This is a genomic window from Janthinobacterium sp. YR213, from assembly GCF_900099875.1.
GTDB lineage: Bacteria > Pseudomonadota > Gammaproteobacteria > Burkholderiales > Burkholderiaceae_D > Janthinobacterium > Janthinobacterium lividum.
On record NZ_FNDA01000002.1, the window covers coordinates 348354 to 370242 of the forward strand.

The following is a 21889-nucleotide window of genomic DNA, read 5'->3' on the forward strand; positions in this document are numbered from 1 at the left end:
AGACAAGCATGGATTTTCGCTTCAACGAAGGCAGCATCCCGCTGCTCGTGTCGATGCCCCACGTGGGCACCGACATACCGGACGATATCGCCGCGCGCATGACGCCGCAGGCCTTGATCAAGGCCGACACGGACTGGCATCTGCGCGAGCTGTATGGCTTTTTGCAGGAGATGGATGCATCCGTGCTGTCGGCGCGCTGGTCGCGCTACACCATCGACTTGAACCGCCCGCAGGAAGACACGAATCTGTATCCGGGCCAGGATACGACGGGCTTGCTGCCCAACGATACCTTTCACCGCGAGCCGCTGTACCTGGCTGGCCGCGAACCCGATGCGCAGGATGTGCGGCAGCGCTTGCAGCGCTACTGGGCGCCGTATCATGCGCAGCTGCGCGCGGAACTGGACCGTCTGCTGCGCGTGCATGGCGCCGTGGTGCTGTGGGATGCCCATTCCATCGCCTCGCGCGTGCCGCGCTTCTTTGACGGCAAGCTGCCCGACCTGAACTTCGGCACGGCCGATGGCGCCAGCTGCGATGCGGGCCTCACCTCCGCCGTGGTCGATATCGCGCGCGCGCAGGAGGCATTTACCGTGGCGCTGAACGGCCGCTTCAAGGGCGGCCATATCACGCGCCATTACGGCCAGCCGGCAAGCCGCGTGCATGCGATCCAGCTGGAGATGTGCCAGTGCCTGTACATGGATGAGGCAGCGCCATTTGGCTACCGGCCCGACCTGGCGGCGCAAGTGCAGCCGCTGCTGCGCCAGATGATGGAAGCGGCCGTGGCATGGGTGGCGCGTTGAGCGGCTGGCTGTTCGCGCGCAACGCGCTGCTGCCGCAAGGCTGGCGCCGCGACGTGCTGCTGGAGTGGGACGCGGCCGGCGATTTGACGGCGGTGGCGGAAAACGCCGCGCCGCCTGCCGGCGCCGAAGTGGCCGAATATGTCTTGCCCGGCATGGTCAACCTGCATTCGCATGCCTTCCAGCGGGCGCTGGGCGGCATGACGGAAGTCGCGGGGGATGGGCCGGATAGTTTCTGGACCTGGCGCGACCTGATGTACCGTTTCGCGCGCCACATCACGCCGGAGCAGATGGAAAGCATCGCCGCGCAGCTGTTTGCCGAATGCCTGCGCCATGGCTACACGGCGGTGTGCGAATTCCACTACCTGCAGCGCGATATGGCCGGTGCGCTGTATGCGCGTCCCGCCGAAACGGCCGAACGGGTGCTGGCCGCGGCGCGCATCAGCGGCATCGGCATGACCATGCTGCCCGTGCTGTACAGCCATGCAGGCTTCGGTGAACAGGCGTTGAACGCGGAACAGGCGCGCTTCCGCACCGATGCGCAAGATGTGCTGCGCATCGTCGAGGCGCTGGCGCCGCAGCGCGGCGGGCAGGTGGAGGTGGGCTTTGCGCCGCACTCGCTGCGGGCCGCCGCCGTGGCGCAGATCCGCGAAGTGGCGCAAGCGCTGCCCGCGGATCGCCCCATCCACATCCACATCGCCGAACAGCAGGGCGAAGTGCGCCAGAGTCTCGATTACAGCGGCCGGCGCCCGGTGCAGTACTTGTACGACCAGGTCGACGTCGATGCGCGCTGGTGCCTCGTGCATGCCACGCATGTGCAGCCCGATGAAGTGGCGCTGATGGCTACGAGCGGCGCCGTGGCGGGCCTGTGCCCGACGACGGAGGCAAACCTGGGCGACGGCCTGTTCCCGCTGGTCGAATTCATCGCCGCCGGCGGGCGTTTCGGCGTTGGCAGCGACAGCCATGTCTCGCAGTCGCCCGTCGAGGAATTGCGCTGGCTCGAATATGGCCAGCGCTTGCAGCGCCAGCAGCGCAATGTGGCCGCCACGCCGGACCAGCGCCATGTGGGCGACTACCTGTGGCAGATGGCCTTGCAGGGCGGCGCGCAGGCGGCCGGGCGCAAGCTCGGTGCCCTGGTGCCGGGCTGCCGCGCCGACTTGCTGGTGCTCGACGAGACGCATGTGAACCTGTGCGGCGTGGCCATCGACAATGTGCTGGGCAGCGTGCTTTTCTGCGGCAACGACAACCTGGTGCGCGACGTGCTGTGCGGTGGCCAGTGGCAGGTGCGCGCTGGGCGTCATGTGGCGCAGGACGCCATCGCGGCCGGCTACAAGCGCACCCTGGCGCAACTGAGGGCGCTCTGATGGCGACCTTCATCCCGCAGGAATGCCTGCGTGCCGCGCCGTGGAAAAATGGCGGCGGCAGCACGATGGAAATCGCCATTTCGCCGCCCGGTGCCGGTCTGATGGAATTTGACTGGCGTATCAGCCTGGCGACGATCACGGCCAGCGGGCCATTTTCCAGCTTTCCCGGCATCGACCGCAGCCTGATGCTGGTCGATGGCGACAGCGTGCAGCTGACGCTCGATGGCACGCGCAAGGTGACCTTGAGCGCGGCGCAACCGATGCTGTGGTTTCCCGGCGAAGCGGCCGTGCTTGCGCAGGTCAAGGGGACGACGACGGATTTCAATGTGATGACGCGGCGCGACCGCTGCCGCCACCAGCTGGAAAAGATCACGGCGCCGGGCAAGCTGGTGCGGCGCAGCGCGACGACCCTGCTGTTTGTCGCCGGCGAAGGCCACGTGCTGGCGCGCGGTGGCGAGCAGCAGTTCGCGCTGGCCCGCCATGACGCGCTGCTGCTGGACGCCGACGATGCGCAGGAATGGCGGCTCGACGCCTTGCAGCGTTCGGCCGTCTTGTGCGTCGACCTGTTTACCTAGAGAGGGAAAGCGATGCAAGACTGGGATCTGGTCATCCACAACGTCCATTTGGCCACCATGGAGCAGGGCTATGGCGAGCTGCTGGACGCAGCCATTGCCGTCAAGGATGGCCGCATCGCGTGGTTCGGCCCCGGCGACGAGCTGCCGGCCAGTAGCGCCGTGCTGCACGACGGCCAGGGCTGCTGGCTGACGCCCGGCCTGATCGACTGCCATACGCACATCGTCCACGCGGGCAACCGCAGCGACGAATTCGAGGCGCGCCTGAATGGCGCCAGCTATGAAGACATCAGCCGTGCCGGCGGCGGCATCATGTCCACCGTACGCGCCACGCGCGCGGCCAGCGACGATGAATTGCTGCGGCAAAGCCTGCCCCGCGTGCTGGCGCTGCTGGCCGAGGGCGTGACCACCCTGGAGATCAAGTCTGGCTACGGTCTCGACGCGGACAGCGAGGCGAAGATGCTGCGCGTGGCGCGCAGAATAGGGGAGCAGTTGCCCGTGTCCGTGCGCACCACCTTCCTCGGCGCGCACGCGCTGCCGCCCGAATATGCGGGCCAGGCCGACGCCTACATCGAGCTGCTGTGCGCGCAGATGCTGCCCCAGTTGGCTGGCGATGGACTGCTCGACGCCGTCGATGCGTTCTGCGAGCGCATCGGCTTTACGCCGGCGCAAACGCAGCGCATGTTTGACGCGGCGACGGCACTGGGCCTGCCCGTCAAGCTGCATGCGGAGCAGCTGTCGGACCTGGGCGGTGCGGCGCTGGTGGCGCGCTACGGCGGCCTGTCGGCCGACCACCTGGAATTCCTGTCGGACGAGGGCATCGCCGCCATGGCGCAACATGGCACGGTGGCCGTGCTGCTGCCTGGCGCGTACTACTTTTTGCGCGAGACGCAGCCGCCGCCTGTCGCGGCATTGCTCGCGGCTGGCGTGCCGATGGCCGTGTCCACCGATTGCAACCCGGGCACGTCGCCCATGACGTCAATACTGCTGGCGATGAACATGGCGTGCACCCTGTGGCGGCTGACGCCGCAGGAAGCGCTGGCTGGTGCTACCTGCCACGCGGCGCGCGCGCTGGGCTTGCAGGACCAGACGGGCAGCCTGGTGGTGGGCAAGCGCGCCGATTTCGCCCTGTGGCGCATCGCGCGTCCGGCCGACCTGGCGTATGCGCTGGGCCTGAACCCGTGCGCGGGCGTGGTGCATGGCGGTGTCTGGCGCGCGCCGGTGGTAAGCTTGCCGGATTGATCATCCGTCCTGGAGCGCCGCGTGCGTGCTGCTTGTTTGTTGTTTTATCTGCTGTTGTCGCTCCTCTTCGCCGCCGCACCTGCGCATGCCATGGATGGGGGCATCTTGAAGGTGGGCTCGAAGCGCTTTACGGAATCGTATATTCTCGGCGAAATTCTCCAGCAGAGCGCCGCGCCGCACGCCAAGGCGCAGCACCGCCAGGGCCTGGGCAACACGGCCATCGTGCTCGCTGCGCTGCAGGCGGGCAGCATCGACGTATATGCCGAATACATGGGCACCATCGCCAGCGAAATCCTCAAGCACGACAAGGCCATCGATCTGGCGCAGATGCGGCGCGAGCTGGCGGCGCTGGGGCTGGGCGTGGCCGTGCCGCTGGGTTTTAATAATACGTATGCGCTGGCCGTGCGCGCTGATGAAAAATCCATCGCCAGCCTGGGACAGCTGGCGCAGCATCCTGCCCTGACATTCGGCCTGTCGCATGAATTCATCGGCCGGGTCGATGGCTGGCCGGGCCTGGCCGCGCGCTATGGCTTGCCGCAGCGCCCGCGCGGCCTCGATCACGGTATTGCCTATGAAGCGCTGGCGCAGCGCCAGGTGGACGTGATCGACATTTATTCCACGGACGCGAAGATCCGCCAGTACGGCTTGCGCGTGCTGGCCGACACGCAGCAGTATTTTCCCCGCTACGACGCCATGCTGCTGTACCGGCTCGACGTGCCGCAGCGTTTTCCCGCCGCTTGGCAGGCTTTGCTGCGGCTGCAGGGACGCATCAGCGAGAGCGACATGATCGCCATGAATGCGGCCGTGGAAATCGATGGCAAGACTTTCTCTGACGTGGCACGGCAGTGGCTGGCGTCCGGCACGCAGGCGAACAAACCGGCCGCCGCGCGCAGCAATCTGCTCGATAAAATCATCGGCGACGACTTGTGGACCCTGACGCGCCAGCATCTGACCCTGGTACTGCTGTCGGTGGCATTGGCGTGCGTGATCGGCATTCCGCTGGGCGTGCTGGCGGCGTTTTCGGCGCCGCTGCGGCAAACGGTGCTGGCCTTCGTCGGCGTGCTGCAGACGGTGCCGTCGCTGGCCCTGCTGGCGATATTGATCCCCGTGCTGGGCATGATCGGCACCGTACCTGCGCTGGTGGCCCTATTCGTGTATGCCTTGCTGCCCATCGTGCGCAACACGTGCACGGGCATCCTGCAGGTGCCGCAAGGCTTGCGCATGGCGGCGCTGGCGCTGGGTTTGAACAAGCGCGACCGCCTGCTGCACGTGGACTTGCCGCTGGCCTTGCCGGTGATGCTGGCGGGCGTGAAAACGGCGGCCGTGATGAGCGTGGGCACGGCCACCATCGCCGCCTTCATCGGCGCGGGCGGTTATGGCGAGCGCATCACCATCGGCCTGGCGCTGAATGACAACGACATGCTGCTGGCCGGCGCGATCCCCGCAGCCGTGCTGGCCCTGCTGACGCAAGGCTTGTTCGAGCTGGTGGAGCGCTGGGCCGTGGCCGGCCGGCAGCACTGACGGCATCACGGTTACAGCGAGTGCAGTTTGGAGCGCACCGAGACGACGGCCTGGTGCAGGATGCGTTCAGCCTGGAAATCGTTCTCGCGCTGTTCGGCGATGGCTTGCAAGTCGCGCGTATAGCGTTCCAGGCGGGAGCGCAGGTAGGCGCGGTAGATTTTCATGACGAGCGGTTTGGCAGAGACATTCATGATGTGGCTCCCAGGTGCGTAATGATGCGTTCATTTTGTGTGAGCGGAATGCCGCCACTTTGCGCCATATCAAATGCCATGACCTCGTCAAATTGGCGCGTTTGACATTGCACAATGCCCCCCAGACCTAAGATGCCACACTGAATCTTCCCTGCTCGCCTGGTCATCATCAGTCGTCGCAGGCCCTGATTCCCTCAAGCATACTCAAGGAGCGTCGCATGGTCATTTTTGCCGTGGTTGCTGGCTGCATCGCCTGTTTGACAGTGTACCAAATCTATAAAAATGCGCAGGGTGGCAGTGGGGTTGCGCAACAACATATCGGTTTGCACGGCACATTGATTGAACCACGGAAATAATCAGTGTCTTTCAAGCGACACTCGGTGACACTTGGTTGGCAGATTTAAGTCAAATGTAAGGCCCGGTAAGCAAATGTAAAGGTCGGCGTGTTGGCAAGCGGCAGCGTTTATATTGATAACCGTTGATTGCATTCTCCCCCCCTCCCACTTGACAATGGGTTCACCCCGCGGTGCCGCTAGCCCGCGGGGATTTTTTTTGGGAACTTACTGCGCGGCGCGCCTTGCGGCCTGCGATGCTCACTGTACCTCGCGTACAGTTCCGCTTCTCGGCCACAAATCGCATCCGCTCGCTACAGTTCCCCCTCCTTGCAGTTCCCCTTCCTTGCAATTCCCCTTCCTTGCAGCTCCCGCTCCAATCAGGCCGGCTTTGGCGTACCCGCCGACAATTGCGTCAAGGCATCGCCAGCGACCCGGCAGATACGCCAGTCCGGCATCACGTCCGCGCCCATGCCCTTGTAGAAGTTGATCGCGTTTTCATTCCAGTCCAGCACAGACCATTCGAAGCGGCCGCAATCGCGTTCGACGGCCAGTTGCGCCAGCGCCACCAGCATCTGCTTGCCATAGCCCTTGCCGCGCACCGATTGCTTCACATACAGGTCTTCCAGGTACAAACCCTTGCGGCACAGGAAGGTGGAAAAATTATGGAAGAACAGGGCGAAGGTCACCACTTCACCATTTTCTTCGCCGACCAGCGCTTCGCATGCGGGATGGGCGCCGAACAGGCTGTCGTGCAGCATGGATTCCCTGGCGATCATCATGTGTTCGAGTTTTTCAAACACGGCCAGTTCATGGATCATGCCAAAGATGGCAGCCACGTCGGATGCGGTCGCGGGACGAATGGCGAGGGAGGAAGAGGTGCTCATGTTGCCTTTGTTGGTGAAGTGGTGGAAAGGGAAGCAATGGTACTTGTCTTGCGCGCGCCCGACGTCAGGGCCCAGGCTACGCTGGACAGGCACAGCACCATGCCCGCCCATTCGATGGCGGCGGGCCGGTAGTGTTCGAACTGCACCGACAGCAGTACGGAAATGACGGGCGTGACGACGCCGATGTACACGGTCTTTTGCGTGCCGATGCGGGCGATTAACGTGAAATAGGCGCTGAAGGCGATCACCGAGCCGAAGATGGCCAGGTACAACAATCCCATCCAGTAACTGGGGCGCGCGGGCAACTGCCAGGACTGCCCCGTGGCGATGGCCCAGACGGCCACCATCAAGGTGCCCCACAGCATGGTCCAGGCCATGGTCAGCATCACGTTGCCGGAATGTTCGCGTACTTTCATGACGAGGGCGTTGCCCACCGTGCTAGACACGGTGGCCACCAGGGCCAGCATGAAACCGAGCAGGAAATTGCCATTGCGGCCATTCCCGCCGCCCAGAATATCGTGCAGCGCCGCGCCGATGGACTGGTAAAACAGCAGCACGATGCCGCAGATGGCGACAAACGCCGCGCAGCAGGTACTCCAGGTGATGGGCGTGCCGAAGGCGATGCGGTTGAGCAATGGCGTCCAGAAGACCATCAGGGCAAACAGCACGCTGACGAGGGCCGACACCAGATATTGCTCCGAGCTGTACGTGCACACATAACTGAGGGCAAACGAGGCCAGTCCCTGCAGCAGCATCCATTGCTGCGCGCGCCAGGGCAGGCGCAAGCGGTCGCCGCGCAAGGCGCACCAGGCAAACAGGGTGGCGGACGCGAGGCCGAAGCGGTAGACCACGGAAACGGCGGGGGCGACATCGCCCAGCTGCAAGGTGATGGCCCAGAAGGTGGAGCCCCAGATCAGGCAGGCAATGATGAACAGGAGAGGAGAGGACATCGCGCAAGTATACGGATATCGCGCGGGGATGGCGAGTCCCGGCCGGGCTTGCCCAATGTGCCGTCAGGAGACACGAGGGATTGAGCCAGCGCAGTGCTTCTGGAAAAATGTTGAATTTATGAAAATATTTACATTAATATAAAGTAAATATTTTCTGAATTGCATCTTTGAAGGGGAGACGCCATGCCAGCCTCACTGCAGATCAAAGTATGGAGCGTGCTTGTGTATGTCGTCGTGACGGCTGTGCTTGCCATCTGGCTGCACCCTTCCGCCTTGTTCGCTGCCGGCGCATTCGGCTGAGCGCATGCGCCGGCAAGCAGATCAATGCGTGACGCGGGTCTTGCGGCCATCGGACAGCAGGCGCACGCGCTCGCCCGGGCGGAACAGTTCGTCGGCATCTTGCACGATGGCGCGCATGTCGCCATTGTCCAGGCGCACGGTGATTTCCAGGCCGGGTTTGTTCGAGGCATTCGCTTCGATGCTCTTGCCGGCCATGCCGCCCGCGACGGCGCCGAGGATGCTGGCCGCGATGGCGCCCTTGCCGCCACCGACGGTCGAACCGGCCACGCCGCCCAGCGCCGCGCCGGCCAGCACGCCCGTGCCCGTTTCACCCTTGTCGATGGTTACCTGGCGCACGGATTCAACCGTGCCCATGCGAACCGATTGTTCATTCTGCGCCTGGCGTGCATTGTAGACATTTGCCGAGTTCGGTTGTACGGCGCAGCCGGCCAGGGTGGCGAGCAATGCCACTGCAATAATTGGTGCTTTCATATGGGACTCCCTTGGACAAAAGTTGGTTGCCGATTGCGTCGACCGGCAGATGATGACTTATCATAAGGACACTTGCCTCAGATAACTAGTTGCGAATAGTAAAAATCTGTTACCGGCCCAGCGTAACCACATGACTACATGAGCACTTGCCGCTCAATACGCCAGCCGCAGGCGCCGGTACAAAAATCCCAGCACGAACAGCGGCCCTACCAGTAAAAAGCGCAAGTCGTCCAGAAACGACGGTTTCTTGCCTTCGATCTGGTGGCCGATGAACTGGCCTATCCAGGCCAGCACGAACAGCGCCAGCGACACGGGCAGGATGGTCAGCGCCGGCATGAGCAGCAGCAGGCCCAGCATGGCGGCCAGCATCGCCAGCATGCCCGCAGCAAACGGACGTGACAGCTTGTAATAATAGTATAAGGCCAGAATACTGCCGAGCAGCGCCACGCTGGGGTGTATGCTCCACAGCAGCCCCAGCAGGCTGAAAACGATCAGCGGCACGCACACGATGTGCACCCATTCATTGACATGGTTGCGGTGGCTTTCGCCATACTGGGCCAGCAGGGTGTCGATGGTGCGCATGGGCGGTCTCTTGTATAGGGATGGTTGTCCGGGAATTCTACACCGTCGCGTGGCCGGGTAAAATGGCCCTTCATTTCCCCTTCCGGACCGCTCATTTGAATAGCCCAGCCTTCTTGCCAGACGTGGCCGCCGACCCGCGCAAGCGCTGTTTCGATCCCGTCGTCGACGCCGATACGCGCTTGCTGATACTGGGCAGCCTGCCCGGAGAAAAATCGCTGGCGCACAGCCAGTATTATGCGCATCCGCAAAACAAGTTCTGGAGGTTGCTGGGCGAAGTGCTGGGCGTGGATCTGAGCGGCCAGCGCTATGAAGCGCGGTTGAGTACATTATTGGCGCACGGCGTGGGCCTGTGGGACGTGGTGGCGCAGGCGCAGCGCACGGGCAGCCTGGACAGCAATATCCGCGCCCGCGACGATAACGACCTGGCGGCCCTGGCCGCCAGCCTGCCGCAATTGGACACGATCGCCTTCAACGGCGGCACGGCAGCCAAGCTGGGCATCAAGGTGCTGGGCGAGCACGCGCAGCGCTACCGCATCGTCAGCTTGCCGTCGAGCAGCCCCGCCTACACCCTGGCGTATGCGCAGAAATTGCAGGCGTGGCTGGCTTTGCGTCGGTGAGATGGCGTGTCAGGCGGCAAGCCTGTGCATGAGGCGCTGCGCCTGTTCCTGCCGGTACTGGCGCCGCCAGAACCAGGCGATGCAGATCAAACCCAGCAGGGATGGCGCCAGCTGCGTCCAGGGCTGGCCCATGCGCAGCAGGTTGCCCGCGGCGGCCGAAAGCATGGCGAACAGCGAGGCGAGCAGCTTGTAGATATGTTCATAGCGCCACAACATGCCATGCCAGCGGCGGGGAAAGAGCCAGCGCGCGCTGTCGTAGACGAGGATGGTGGCCAGGCCGCCCAGCGAGGACAGCACGACGATGGTTTGCTGTCCGGAAGCATCGTGCTGCAGGCGCAAGAGGATCATCCCGCCCGCCGCCAGCGCGGCTGCCGTCATCGCGCCATCGACGGCTTGCGGACCGGCATCGCGCGTGTACACGGCGCGCCAGCCGCTCAGCAGCTGGTACAGCACCAGCACCGTCAGCACGGCAAAGACGGGGCGATAGTCAAACAGCAGATTGCCGATGGCGGCCGTGGCGCAGACCAGCAAGGTCAGCCACGCGAACAGCCTGCCGCGGCGACGGTGCTGCGGCGTGCCCTTGGCCGTGGTCAGCAGGAACAGGCCCAGGCCGATGGCGGCGCTGCCGGCCAGCACATGGGTGACAATATTGATCAGTTGCGGCTGGGGCATGCGCATCTCCGGAAGGTGCGCCAGGCTGGCGCGCGCTCGCGGAGATAGTATCTTGATAATTGCCGCCTGCCAAGATGGCAGGCGACGGGGGAGGCGACGGGACTTATGCCGGCGCGTATGGCTGCGCTTCCAGCGGCTGTCCCTTGGCGTCGAATTTCAGCGCCACGGACAAGCGGGTCACGCCGATGGTGGCCAGCGCGTCGCAGATGTCGTCGACTTCATCCTGCAGGTCGGCGGCCAGGTCCAGCGGCTTGTCGGCGCTGTGCAGCAGCTCGCCGCCCGCCGTGCTGACATTGACGCGCAACAGCATTTCACCGTGTTCATCGGCCGGGCCGACGACCACCGAGACGTCGCCGGCATCGACGTTGTTTTCCGCCAAGGCATGGTTGATGCCGGACATCATCTGCAGCATCGCATACTCGCTCATGCCTTGTTCCTTGCCGCCGTGGAACAGATCCTGGTAGAGGAAGCTCACTTCCAGGGCGTTGCCGGCCGGCGCCAGGCAGCGTTTCACCAGATCGCCCACTTCCGTCGTCCACTGCTGGTAGCGGGCCATGCGCGCGTCGAACCAGGCGTCGAGCGCCGCTTCGTCCTTCGGTTCCGCATAGAACGGGTCGTCCACGCGTTTCAAGGCAAAGCCCAGCAGGAAGCGCAGTTCGACGGCCGTGTCCTGCGGGCCGAAGGCCGTTTCGCTCCAGCCGACGATGCTGCTTTCCAGGCCCGGCGTGGCGACGATCTTCTTGTCCGTCATCGACGCGTAGGCATCGCGCACCATCTCGTGCAAATGGCTATAGGTGATGCGGTCGATTTCATCGAGGTCGTAGGCATGGCTCATCAGGACCACCTTGGCCTTGGCGCTTTCCAGTTCTGCCTGTTGGAAACTTTTCACCAGCGCTTCGAAAGCGTCCTGGTCCTGGAAGCTGTCCGCTTCCTTCAAACCGCCCGTGCTTTGCACCAGCAGGGGCACGACAAAGGCATTGATTTCCATGGCCGGGGCATTCTCGCGGCGGATCACGGAAATGGAAGCCGCTTCCTCGATATGGCTGCGCAAATACTGGTAGGCGCCCACGTCTTCGTACTTGGCGCGCTCGATGGCGTCGTACAGGATTTCATCCTTCTTTTGGTTCAAGGCCTTGCGGATCAGGCGGCCGAACTCGACGGCTTGCTCGGCCAGCACCGTGCCCTGCGATTCGCTGTCTTCCTGCTCCGCCAGGTTCAGGGCCATCGTGCACAGCATGCGCGTGACGGACTCGTCCTTGTCTTCAGGCGTGTTGGCGGATTTACGGGGGACAGGGCGCTTATTTTTGGGCATGGCGATCAACAGGTTAAGAAATACGGGTCAGGCAAACGGAAACGGGCGCCAGGGCTTTGCCGGGCGCCGGAACGGATCATACAGGCGGCCGCGGCCGCCCGATACATCAATGGTCGGTATCGAACATCTCGTGCAGTTCGTCGAGCAGGTCGGCAGCTTCTTCCTGCGACAGGCCGAGATGCTGGCAGGCAAGTTCTCCGCCCTTGTCCCACTCCAGCGAGGTACTGTTGCCATGGTAGCGCTGAATGCCCTTTTCGGCCAGCAGCGACAGGGCGACGAGCGAGCGGATGGCATCGTCCGTGGACGGGTCGGCCAGCACCGTGTAGTCGTGGTGGTGCAGGATGGCCCACGAGACGTCCGAGGACAAGCCCCAGTTGCGTGCCAGCAAGCAGCCGATGGCCGCGTGGTTGGTCTGGTGGCGCGCGTCTTCCAGGGTCGTAAAACAATTGTGCGCATCGTTGGCGGCCGCCGCGTAGGTGTTGACGTAGTCGGGAAAACGGTTCATCAGCAGGGGCACGCCGATATCGCAGAACAGACCGAAGGTATGGGCGATGTCGGGCGGGGCGATGCGCAGCTTGCGCGAAGTAAACACCAGGGCGCGCGCGCGCTTGGCCGACACATCCCAGAAGTTGGTCAGTTCCACGCCTTCCGCTTCCAGCGCCTGGCGTGCCAGCAAGCCCGTCATCATGGCGCTGCACTGGTTGATGCCGAGAAAGTTGATACCTTGCTCGACGGACTTGGCCTTGCGCGCGGCGCCATAGAAGGGCGAATTGGCCAGTTTCAGCAGGGCGCCGGACATGCCGACATCGTCGGCGATGATGCGCGCGATGCGGCGCGGCGACGGGTCTTGCTCCGCCAGTTCGCGCTGCAGGTCGACCAGCAGGCTGGGACGCGGCGGGATGCGGATGGAACGCATCAAGGCGTCAACCGGATCTTCCTGCTCTACCTGCTTTTGCGCTGCCGCTCTCATCATCACGCTTTCATCATCATTTTTGTGCCCGGTGCTTATTCTGTCGTGCGCTGCCGCTGCCTGCTTCATGAGCGTCTGGCGCAGTGCCCGACGATTATCGCTGTTTATGCATGGCAATAGTTCATATCTGCAATATATTGTCGCAAAAATTCCCGTTTTGGCCTGGACTCGCCGCCATTTTCGTCATTTTACGACGCTGCCCATCCTGATATTCATGATGAAAAGATCAAGTTGTATTTGTTTTCAAGGTGGGGCAAGGCGTGCGGCGGGATGTGCGGCAGTACAATTGCCGGATGAAAAAAATCCTTGCGGGTATCGATTTTGCGGACGATTCCAGCAGCGTGGCGCGCCAGCTGATCGGCGTGACCGTTCTGGTCGACGGCGTCGGCGGGCGTATCGTGGAAACGGAAGCGTATGACCGGCTGGATCCCGCTTCGCACACGTATGGCGGCATGACGCCGCGCAATGCTGCCATGTTCGGCCCGCCCGCGCACGCCTATGTCTACCGCTCGTACGGCATCCACTGGTGCCTGAATTTCGTGTGCCGCGAAGCGGGGCATGGGGCGGGCGTGCTGATACGCGCGATTGAACCCGTGGCGGGACTCGATGCCATGCGCGAGCGGCGCGGCGTCGAGGATGCGCGGCTGTTGTGCTCGGGGCCGGGCAAGGTGTGCCAGGCGCTCGGCGTGAGCCATCTGCATAACCGGCTGGCGCTCGATGCCCCGCCGTTCATGCTGCTGGCCCGCGAAGAAGAGGTGACGGTGCAGGCGGGCTCGCGCATCGGTATTTCCAAGGCGATGGAGACGCCGTGGCGCTTCGTGCTGGCCGGTTCGCGCTACCTGAGTAAGCCTATGCGCGCGCCTGCCATCTAGCTGCGCTGGCGCCGCGATGCATCCTTGGCGGTACGTAGGCCGGGCATGCCGCGTAGCGGGCTATGCAGTGCGCGCCGCTCCTGTTGCGCACTGGCCGGTTGCCGGAACGCTTCTTCTTCGGTATGGCCGCCCGGCGCGGCCGGGCGCTCGTCCAGGGTGAACACGGCCACGGCCGCCGACAATTTGACGGCCTGGTCCTGCAAACTTGCCGCCGCCGCTGCCGCCTGCTCCACCAGGGCCGCATTTTGCTGGGTGACGTCATCCATTTGCGTGACGGCCTGGTTCACTTCCGTGATGCCCGAGGCCTGCTCCGCGCTGGCCTCTTTCACGCGCTGGATGATCTCGTTGACTTGCTGCACCGAGGCCACGATGGCGTCCATGCTGTCGCCCGCCTGCTGCACGGCTACGCTGCCGCCATCGATGGTAGTGACCGAGGTGGCGATCAGGGTCTTGATTTCCTTGGCCGCCTGGGCCGAGCGCTGCGCCAGGGTGCGCACTTCGGACGCCACCACGGCAAAGCCGCGGCCCTGTTCGCCCGCGCGCGCCGCTTCTACCGCCGCATTCAGCGCGAGGATATTGGTCTGGAAGGAAATACCATCGATCACGCCGATAATGTCCACGATCTGGCGCGAATTGGCCCGTATTGTCGCCATCGTCGTCACGGCTTGCTGCATCGACGCGCCCCCTTGCACGGCCAGGGTCGATGCTTGCCCCGCCAGCTCGCAGGCCAGCTGGGCGTTGTCGGCGTTGTCATTCACGGCTTGCGTGAGCGTTTCCATGGCGCTCGACGTTTCTTCCAGCGAACTGGCCTGCATTTCCGTGCGCGCCGACAGATCCAGGTTGCCGGTGGCAATTTCGCGCGACGCCGTATCGATCGATTGCACGGCGCCCATGATGGTGCGCAAGGTCTGGTTCAGGTGGGCGATGGTCTGGTCCAGCACGCGCGACGTGGCGGCGATTTCGTCATTGCCCTGCTTGGGCGCGCCGGCCATCAGCTTGCCCGCCGCCAAGTCTTGCACGGCGTCGGCAATGCCGCGGATTTCCACCAGCATGGCGCGCCGCACCAGCATGGTCACCACGATGGAGACGAGGATCGATAGCAGGACCGTCAACAGCAGGCTCCAGCCCAAGGTGCGGAACTCGGCGCTGGCCGTCGCATGGGCCTGGCTGCTGAGTGTCGTTTCCAGGGCGGACAGTTGTGTCAGCTGCGTATTGAACTGGACGAATTGGGTTTCCGCCTTGAGCATGGAATTGGTGGCGATCGACTGGTCCATCTGCGCTATTTCCATGGTTTCCAGCACTGCCTTGCGATAGCCGGCCAGGGCCGTGATGGCCGCATCGACCAGGGTGCGTTCGGCGCCCGTGGCCGTGGCGCGCAGCGTGGCCAGCTGGGTGCCGATGGCCGCATGGCGCGCCTTGATCTGTTGCTCCAGCGTATCGAGGCGGGCCTTGGCGAAGCTGCCATTCGTCCACGACAGCAACTGGTACATATTGCCGTGCACATGCCTGGCCTCGCCTAGTACGTCGGCCGCCGCCTTCAAATGCGTGATGCGCACCCGTACCATGTTTTCCAGCGAGGCATTTTGCCGCACCATGCCATACCAGGCGCCGGTCGAGCTGAGTATCAGCAGCAGCAGGACCAGGGTGGGCGCCAGCAATAATTTTGGTCCGATGCGTAATCGATTGAGCATGCTTGACTCCTGGCTATGGCTGTTCCAACCGCAGGCGGCGCGCGGCGTTCGTGCGCGCCGCCCTTGCCCTATTTCTTGTAGATCCCCGCTTCCAGCACCACGTCGTTGACGCGCAGGATGTACGTGGTCTTCGGTTCGATCTTGCCGCTGGTTGGGTTCTTGTACTGGTAATCGACCCAGCCCTTGCCCTGCTTTTGCGCCAGCTCGATGATTTCACGGCGATATTTCTTGCCATTCGCATCGGGCACATCCGTCAAATCCTTGCCCACGATGGAAGGATTGATGGGGTGGGCCAGCACGATGCCCGTCTTGATGTCGCGCATGTCCACATACAGCGAGCCCTGCACGAAGTCCGGGTCTTTCGCCGTGATTTTCTTCATCATTTCTTCCTTGCCATGCGCCTTCATGAAGGCGGCGCCCCGTTCTGCCATGGCGATGGCGTCTTTTTCCGTTGGTTCAACCGCGGCGCTGACGCTGCCGCCGGCAAATGCCAGGCACAGCAGGCTACCCGTGAATAAGCGTTTCATGAAAGCTCCTTGTGGTATCGAGGGATGTGTTGCCAAGTCGTAATTTACGTCGCCGGCGGTTCCATCAAATTGCGATGGAACAAACTACGGTGTTGCTTGTAGGCAGCATGCAACGTATCGACCGCATGTTGATATGTAGCAATTTGGTTCCAAGCAGCAAGAACTATGATGACTTTCACAGCATGCCGAGTTGGCCGGGCATGGGGGAGGAAGAAGCTGGAATTGGCCGATATGGGGCTGGTTTCATGAAAGTTATCGCTATTTACAGGCAAGGAGCAGATCGTGTCCGCACCCATTACCGAGCCGTTTTCACCCAAGTTCAAGCCGTATACGCGGCACACCATTCAACAGGCGCGGCAGTGGGAATGGCTGCCGGAAGAGCAGCGCGAAGCCGTGCAAGTGGTGTCGCACGTCTTGCCATTTCGCACCAATGCCTATGTGCTCGATCAGTTGATCGACTGGAACAACATCCCGGACGACCCCATCTATCGCCTTGTCTTTCCCCACCGCGACATGCTGCCGCCCGAGCAGTACGCGCACTTGCGCGAACTGGTGCTGGTGCAGCGCGACAAGGCGGCCATCGACGCCTATGTGCATGGCTTGCGCCTGGGCATGAATCCCCATCCGGCTGGCCAGATGACGCACAATGTGCCCCGGGTCAACGATGCGCCCGTGCGCGGCTTGCAGCATAAATATGCGCAAACGGTGCTGTTTTTTCCCAGCGCGGGGCAGACCTGCCACGCGTATTGCACCTTTTGTTTCCGCTGGCCCCAGTTCGTCGGCATGGACGACATGAAGTTCGATGCGCGCGAGTCGCATGAGCTGGCCGCCTACCTGCAACTGCATCCGGAAGTGACGGACGTGCTGATCACGGGCGGCGACCCGATGATCATGAATACGCGGCAACTGGCCGCCTACCTGGAGCCGCTGCTGGCGCCGGGCCTGGAACATATCCAGAACATCCGCATCGGCACCAAGGCGGTGGCGTATTGGCCGCAGCGCTTTGTCTCGGACCGCGATGCGGACGACTTGATGCGCCTGTTCGAGCGCATCGTCAAGGCGGGCAAGAACCTGGCCGTGATGGGCCATTACAGCCATGCCGTCGAGTTGCGCCAGGACATCGCCCAGCAAGCCGTGAAACGCATCGTTTCCACGGGCGCCACCTTGCGCATGCAGGGGCCGCTGATCCGCCACATCAATGAAGACCCGGCAAGCTGGGCCGAGCTGTGGCAGACGGGCACGCGCCTGGGGGCAATTCCGTATTACATGTTTGTCGAACGGGACACGGGCCCGCGCGCCTATTTCGAGTTGCCCCTGGCGAAGGCGCACGAGATTTTCCAGGCCGCCTACCAGATGGTGTCCGGCCTGTCGCGCACGGTGCGCGGGCCTTCCATGAGCACCTTCCCCGGCAAGATCGTCATCGACGGCATCGTCACCATCCATGGCGAAAAACTGTTTGCCCTGCAATTTTTGCAGGCGCGCAACCCGGACTGGGTGCGCCGGCCGTTTTATGCCAAGTTCGATGCGGAAGCGACGTGGATGGACGATTTGAAGCCGGCCTTTGGCCAGGAGAAATTCTTCTTCGAAACGGATGAACCCGTGCCGCAGGTGCCGCATAAAATCATCCGCCTGGCGCAGGCCGCCTGAGCATGCACGCGGCCGGCGGCTCTTCCCGTTCCGGCGTGGCCGTGTTTTGCCTCGTGTTCCTGCCGTTCGCGCTCGGGCACTACCTGTCGTGTCTATTGCGCGGCGTCAATGCCGTGCTGACGGCCGAGTTGCTGGGCGCCATCGCCCTGACGCCAGCCCAACTGGGCCTGCTGACCAGCGCCTTTTTTCTCGCCTTTGCTCTGGTGCAATTGCCAGTTGGCATGGCGCTCGACCGCTACGGCCCCCGCACGGTGCAACTGTGGCTGCTGGCGCTGGCCGCCCTGGGCGTGTGGCTGTTCAGCCGGGGCCACAGCTTTGCCGAACTGATGTGGGCGCGCGCCCTGATGGGGGCGGGCCTGGGCGGCTGTTTCATGGCGGCCGTGAAGGCGATCTCGTGCGCCATCGCGCCATCGCGTCTGCCTTCCGTGCATGGCTACCTGATCGCCGTGGGTGGCCTGGGCGCGGCCACGGCCACCCTGCCCGTCAAGCTGGCCCTGCACTACACGGACTGGCGCGGCGTCTTCCTGGGCCTGGCGCTGGCGGCGCTGGCCATCGGCTTGCTGATCCGCCTGCTGTCGCCGGCCATGCCCCTGCCTGCCGCGGCCATGAACAAGGTCAGCGTGTGGAGTGTCTACCGTGATCCGGGTTTTCGCCGCACCATCGCGCTGATCCTGCTGCCGCACACGGTGTTCTTTGGCGTGCAAGGCTTGTGGGTGGGGCGCTGGCTGGCCGACGTGGGCGGCATGTCCGATGACAGCGTGGCATATCTGTTGTACCTGGGCATGGCGGCCGTCATCTTCGGCGCCATCGGCATGGGCATGCTGACGGAGTGGGCGGGGCGGCGCGGTATTGCACCCATGCAGGTGGCGGGCGTGGGCATCGCCCTGTTTGTCGCAGTGCAAGTGGCGATGGCATGCAATGTGCTGCCCAGCCTGCCTTTGCTATCCGTGCTGTTTACCTTGCTGGGCACGGTGACAGGGCTCGAGTATGCGATCGTCGCGCAAAGCATGCCGGCCAGCTTGACGGGCAGGGCGGCCACTTGCCTCAATTTGCTCATTTTCACGGGTGCCTTCCTGGTGCAGGCGGGCTTTGGCTTGATCCTCGGCTGCTGGCCACTGAACAGCCAGCAGCAGTATCCGCCGCAGGCTTACCAGGCGGCGTTTGGCGTGCTGGCGGCCTTGCAACTGCCGGGACTTGCGATGTTTTTCATTCACCGCCACAGGCGTGCCGGACCATCCGGTAAAATGGCAGCCTGCACAGCGGCAATGATCAACTCCAAGGAAGACTATGAAACTCGTTCGTTATGGACGTCCAGGCAAGGAAAAACCGGGCCTGATCGATGAAGAAGGCAAACTGCGCGACCTGTCCGGCGTGATTGCCGATATTGACGGCGCGCAACTGTCCGACAAGGCACTGCGCAAGCTGGCCAAGCTGGACGAAAAGACGCTGCCCCTGGTGCGCGGCAATCCACGCTTCGGCGTGCCGCTGGCGAAAGTCGGCAAGTTCATCGGCATCGGCCTCAATTACGCGGATCACGCGGCCGAGTCCGGCATGCCGATCCCGGCCGAACCCATCGTCTTCATGAAGGCCATTACTTGCCTGAGTGGCCCGGACGACAATGTCGTGCTGCCAAAAGGCTCGAAAAAGACGGACTGGGAAGTGGAACTGGGCGTGGTCATCGGCACGCGCGCGCAATACGTGAGCGAAGAGGATGCCCTGAAATACGTGGCCGGTTACTGCGTCGTCAACGACATTTCCGAGCGCTCGTTCCAGCTGGAGCGGGGCGGCCAATGGGACAAAGGCAAGGGCTGCGACACCTTCGGCCCCGTCGGCCCGTGGCTGGTGACGCGCGATGAAGTCATCGACGAGCAGGATCTGGACCTGTACCTGGAAGTCAATGGCAAGCGCATGCAGACGGGCAATACGCAAACCATGATCTTCACGGTGGCGCAGATCGTCAGCTACCTGTCGCAATTCATGACTCTGGAACCGGGCGACGTCATCGCCACGGGCACGCCGCCGGGCGTGGGCCAGGGCCGCAAGCCGCAGCGCTTCCTGAAGAAGGGCGACAGCATGCGCCTGGGTATCGCCGGCCTCGGCGAACAGCAACAGGACGTGGTCGCCTGGACTGCCTGATGGCCGGTAGCGATATCGACCGTTTGCCGCCGTTGCCGCTGGACCAGCTCGACGCCCAACAGCGCGCGGCCGCGCAAGCCATCATCGATGGTCCGCGCGGTGCCCTGTACGGCCCTTTCGTGCCGCTGATCCGCAGTCCCGAGCTGATGGAAACGGCGCAGCGCATGGGCGAATATTTGCGCTACCGCAGCGCCATCGGCACGCGGCTGTCGGAACTGGCGATTCTGGTGACGGCGCGCCAGTGGGACCAGCAAGTCGAATGGGCCATCCACGCGCCGCTGGCCGTGCAGAACGGCATCGCGCAAGCGGCCGTGGACGCCATTGCCGCGCGGCGCATGCCGCTGGCCCTGAAAGAAGATGAGCAAGCCGTGCACGACTTTTGCGTCGAGTTGCAGCAGAACAAGCGCGTCAGCGATGCCACGTATGCGCGGGCGCTGGCGCTGTTTGGCGAGCATGGCGTGGTCGACTTGATGGGTATCAATGGCTACTACACCTTCCTGGCCATGGTGATGAATGGCGCGCAGACGGCCGTGCCGGCATTGGGCGTGCCGCCCATGCCCGCCTGACGAGAGGAGTTTTTCTGGCAAAGATGGACAAAGTGTAATGAAGTTGCAATTATTCAATATATAATTTTACTTCCCTTCCATTGCCAACAAGCTCAATGAAAACTCGTCCGTGCTTCACCCTGATGGGCCGCGCCTTCCTGGCGCTGGCCCTTTCTTTTTGTCCCTTGATGACGGTGCGTGCGCTTGCCGCCGAGACGGCCGCCAGCGCCAGCGCTTCCGCCCTGGAAAATTCCGTCGTCAAGGTGTTTTCCACCCTGCGCGGGCCGGATCCGTATAAACCGTGGAGCAAGGCGGCGCCGCAAGAAGTGACGGGCTCCGGCGTCGTCATCGAAGGCCGCCGCATCCTCACCAATGCGCATGTGGTCGGCTATGCCAGCCAGGTGCAGATCCAGGCGAATGGCGCGGGCGACAAGATCCCGGCGACCGTGCTGGCCATCTCGCGCGGCATGGACCTGGCCTTGCTGAAAATCGATGACGACAGTTTTTTCGCCAGCCACAAAGCGGTGCCGCGCGCCAATGTCTTGCCTGACGTGCGCGATGCCGTGCTGGCGTATGGCTATCCGACGGGCGGCACGTCCTTGTCGATCACCAAGGGCATCGTCTCGCGCATCGAATTCGTGCGCTACAACTTTCCTGTCTCCGGCCTGCGCATCCAGATCGATGCGGCCATCAACCCGGGCAATAGCGGCGGCCCCGTGATTGCCGGCGACAAGATGATCGGCCTGGCTTTTGCCGGCATGCTCAATGCGCAAAACATCGGCTACATCATCCCCAACGAGGAAATCGAGCTGTTCCTGCGCGACCAGGACAGTGGCGCGCCCAAGGGCAAGCCAGCCATGCGCGACGTGACGCAAACGCTGGAAAATCCGGCGCTGCGCACCTACCTGAAACTGGCCAAGGGCGTCGAGGGCGCCGTCGTGATGTCGCCGGCCAGCAAGGATGCCTCCTATCCGCTCAAGGAGTGGGATGTCATCACGCATATCGGCGATTTTCCCATCGATAACCAGGGCATGGTCAAGCTGAATGCTAACAGCCGCGTGCGTTTCCAGTACCGGGTGCAGCAGCTGGCGAAAGATGGTGAACTGCCGTTGACGGTGGTGCGCCAGGGCGCGCCCCTGAAAATCAAGGTGCCCGTCTCTGCCGCGCACCCGATGCTCATTGCCGGCCTGCAGGGCAATTACCCATCCTATTTCATCTTCGGCCCCATGGTGTTTTCGCGCGCCACCACGGAATTCATGGCGGCGCCGAATGGCAACCCAACGATTTTGGGCGGCATGGCGTTTGCCGGCAATCCGCTGGCCACGCGGCGCGGCGATGCGCCCGACAGCGAGCGCGAAGAGCTGGTGGTGATCGCCGCGCCGTTCTTCCCGCACAAGCTGATGAATGGCTACAGCACCCGTTTCTTCTCGGTCGTCGATTCCGTCAATGGCGTGCGGGTGCGCAGCCTGGCGCACCTGGTGGCCTTACTGCGCGACCAGACGGATGAGTTGCTGACGTTCCGTTTCCAGCAGCGCGATGCGGAATTGGTCGTCGTGCCCCGCAAGGACATGCTGGCAGCGACGGAATCGATACTGACGGACAACGGCATCCGCTCGGAAGCCTCGCCCGACATGCTGAAAATCTGGAATGAAAAAACGCCGGCGAACTGATCGTTCCCGGCGTTTGGCAAGACA

The 21889-nt window shown here is 63.2% G+C and carries 23 protein-coding genes; 13 read left to right on the forward strand and 10 right to left on the reverse strand.

All coding sequences use genetic code 11. The features are described from left to right. Positions 1–8: 8 nt before the first annotated feature. The 5 genes from hutG to BLT98_RS10770 all read left to right on the forward strand — a co-directional run bounded on the left by hutG (position 9) and on the right by BLT98_RS10770 (position 5493). Positions 9–797 carry an N-formylglutamate deformylase gene (hutG, locus tag BLT98_RS10750; RefSeq protein ID WP_092607559.1) on the forward strand — a complete coding sequence of 263 codons (789 nt, stop codon included), beginning with the start codon at positions 9–11 and terminating at the stop codon, positions 795–797. Then, positions 782–2158 (forward strand): formimidoylglutamate deiminase, encoded by a 1377-nt coding sequence (locus BLT98_RS10755; protein WP_092607562.1) that lies wholly within the window; start codon positions 782–784, stop codon positions 2156–2158. Before hutG ends, BLT98_RS10755 begins: the two co-directional genes overlap by 16 nt. Further along, complete coding sequence (locus BLT98_RS10760; RefSeq protein WP_092607565.1) at positions 2158–2733, forward strand: HutD/Ves family protein; 576 nt, start codon at positions 2158–2160, stop codon at positions 2731–2733. The genes BLT98_RS10755 and BLT98_RS10760 overlap by 1 nt, the downstream gene beginning before the upstream one ends. Before the next feature lie 12 nt (positions 2734–2745). Continuing rightward, on the forward strand, positions 2746–3972 hold the full coding sequence (gene hutI / locus BLT98_RS10765) for an imidazolonepropionase (RefSeq protein ID WP_092607568.1): 1227 nt from the start codon (positions 2746–2748) through the stop codon (positions 3970–3972). A gap of 90 nt (positions 3973–4062) precedes the next feature. Then, positions 4063–5493: a glycine betaine ABC transporter substrate-binding protein gene (locus BLT98_RS10770; protein WP_092608631.1), complete on the forward strand. Its 1431-nt coding sequence runs from the start codon at positions 4063–4065 to the stop codon at positions 5491–5493. Between the two features lie 11 nt (positions 5494–5504). Here BLT98_RS10770 and BLT98_RS10775 read toward each other — a convergent pair whose 3' ends face one another. After that, positions 5505–5684 (reverse strand): hypothetical protein, encoded by a 180-nt coding sequence (locus BLT98_RS10775; protein WP_034746290.1) that lies wholly within the window; start codon positions 5682–5684, stop codon positions 5505–5507. Between the two features lie 218 nt (positions 5685–5902). Here BLT98_RS10775 and BLT98_RS29165 point away from each other — a divergent pair, with 218 nt between their 5' ends. After that, positions 5903–6040 carry a hypothetical protein gene (locus BLT98_RS29165; protein ID WP_157751284.1) on the forward strand — a complete coding sequence of 46 codons (138 nt, stop codon included), beginning with the start codon at positions 5903–5905 and terminating at the stop codon, positions 6038–6040. A 356-nt stretch (positions 6041–6396) separates the two neighbouring features. On the opposite strand, the gene BLT98_RS10780 is transcribed toward BLT98_RS29165, so the two are convergent. The 4 genes from BLT98_RS10780 to BLT98_RS10795 form a co-directional block, all read right to left on the reverse strand. Beyond that, a complete protein-coding gene (locus BLT98_RS10780) occupies positions 6397–6903 on the reverse strand; it encodes a GNAT family N-acetyltransferase (RefSeq protein WP_034780453.1) in 507 nt (168 codons plus the stop codon). Then, positions 6900–7853, reverse strand: a complete 954-nt coding sequence (locus tag BLT98_RS10785; RefSeq protein ID WP_092607572.1) for a DMT family transporter — start codon at positions 7851–7853, stop codon at positions 6900–6902. The genes BLT98_RS10780 and BLT98_RS10785 overlap by 4 nt, the downstream gene beginning before the upstream one ends. Positions 7854–8174: 321 nt before the next feature. Next, positions 8175–8624: an outer membrane lipoprotein gene (locus BLT98_RS10790; protein ID WP_034780449.1), complete on the reverse strand. Its 450-nt coding sequence runs from the start codon at positions 8622–8624 to the stop codon at positions 8175–8177. A gap of 153 nt (positions 8625–8777) precedes the next feature. Beyond that, complete coding sequence (locus BLT98_RS10795) at positions 8778–9206, reverse strand: Mpo1 family 2-hydroxy fatty acid dioxygenase (RefSeq protein ID WP_034780447.1); 429 nt, start codon at positions 9204–9206, stop codon at positions 8778–8780. Between the two features lie 95 nt (positions 9207–9301). On the opposite strand from BLT98_RS10795, the gene BLT98_RS10800 reads away from it, so the two are divergent. Next, complete coding sequence (locus BLT98_RS10800; protein WP_092607575.1) at positions 9302–9823, forward strand: DNA-deoxyinosine glycosylase; 522 nt, start codon at positions 9302–9304, stop codon at positions 9821–9823. Positions 9824–9832: 9 nt separating this feature from the next. On the opposite strand, the gene BLT98_RS10805 is transcribed toward BLT98_RS10800, so the two are convergent. The 3 genes from BLT98_RS10805 to BLT98_RS10815 form a co-directional block, all read right to left on the reverse strand. Then, on the reverse strand, positions 9833–10495 hold the full coding sequence (locus tag BLT98_RS10805; protein WP_099394922.1) for a DUF2306 domain-containing protein: 663 nt from the start codon (positions 10493–10495) through the stop codon (positions 9833–9835). A 103-nt stretch (positions 10496–10598) separates the two neighbouring features. After that, positions 10599–11807, reverse strand: coding sequence for a hypothetical protein (locus tag BLT98_RS10810; RefSeq protein WP_092608634.1), 1209 nt, complete (start codon positions 11805–11807; stop codon positions 10599–10601). A 106-nt stretch (positions 11808–11913) separates the two neighbouring features. Further along, the gene (locus tag BLT98_RS10815; protein ID WP_034780441.1) at positions 11914–12780 is read right to left on the reverse strand and encodes an HDOD domain-containing protein; all 867 of its coding nucleotides are present in this window, start codon (positions 12778–12780) and stop codon (positions 11914–11916) included. Positions 12781–13070: 290 nt separating this feature from the next. On the opposite strand from BLT98_RS10815, the gene BLT98_RS10820 reads away from it, so the two are divergent. After that, entirely contained in the window at positions 13071–13649 is a 579-nt protein-coding gene (locus tag BLT98_RS10820; RefSeq protein WP_092607581.1) for a DNA-3-methyladenine glycosylase, read from the forward strand. Here BLT98_RS10820 and BLT98_RS10825 read toward each other — a convergent pair. Together BLT98_RS10825 and BLT98_RS10830 are read right to left on the reverse strand one after the other, a co-directional pair. After that, complete coding sequence (locus BLT98_RS10825) at positions 13646–15340, reverse strand: methyl-accepting chemotaxis protein (RefSeq protein ID WP_092607584.1); 1695 nt, start codon at positions 15338–15340, stop codon at positions 13646–13648. The two genes, BLT98_RS10820 and BLT98_RS10825, sit on opposite strands and share 4 nt — an antisense overlap. Before the next feature lie 68 nt (positions 15341–15408). Next, a complete protein-coding gene (locus tag BLT98_RS10830) occupies positions 15409–15867 on the reverse strand; it encodes a cache domain-containing protein (RefSeq protein ID WP_034780434.1) in 459 nt (152 codons plus the stop codon). Positions 15868–16149: 282 nt separating this feature from the next. Between BLT98_RS10830 and BLT98_RS10835 the strand changes: the two genes are divergently transcribed. From BLT98_RS10835 to BLT98_RS10855, 5 genes are all read left to right on the forward strand, one after another. Next, complete coding sequence (locus tag BLT98_RS10835) at positions 16150–17514, forward strand: KamA family radical SAM protein (RefSeq protein WP_244517461.1); 1365 nt, start codon at positions 16150–16152, stop codon at positions 17512–17514. Positions 17515–17516: 2 nt separating this feature from the next. Next, positions 17517–18857, forward strand: coding sequence for an MFS transporter (locus BLT98_RS10840; RefSeq protein ID WP_170846359.1), 1341 nt, complete (start codon positions 17517–17519; stop codon positions 18855–18857). Further along, entirely contained in the window at positions 18802–19650 is an 849-nt protein-coding gene (locus BLT98_RS10845; protein WP_092607590.1) for a fumarylacetoacetate hydrolase family protein, read from the forward strand. The genes BLT98_RS10840 and BLT98_RS10845 overlap by 56 nt, the downstream gene beginning before the upstream one ends. Then, positions 19650–20216 (forward strand): carboxymuconolactone decarboxylase family protein, encoded by a 567-nt coding sequence (locus BLT98_RS10850; protein ID WP_092607593.1) that lies wholly within the window; start codon positions 19650–19652, stop codon positions 20214–20216. Before BLT98_RS10845 ends, BLT98_RS10850 begins: the two co-directional genes overlap by 1 nt. Positions 20217–20311: 95 nt before the next feature. After that, positions 20312–21865 carry a S1C family serine protease gene (locus BLT98_RS10855; RefSeq protein WP_244517462.1) on the forward strand — a complete coding sequence of 518 codons (1554 nt, stop codon included), beginning with the start codon at positions 20312–20314 and terminating at the stop codon, positions 21863–21865. Positions 21866–21889 lie beyond the last annotated feature (24 nt).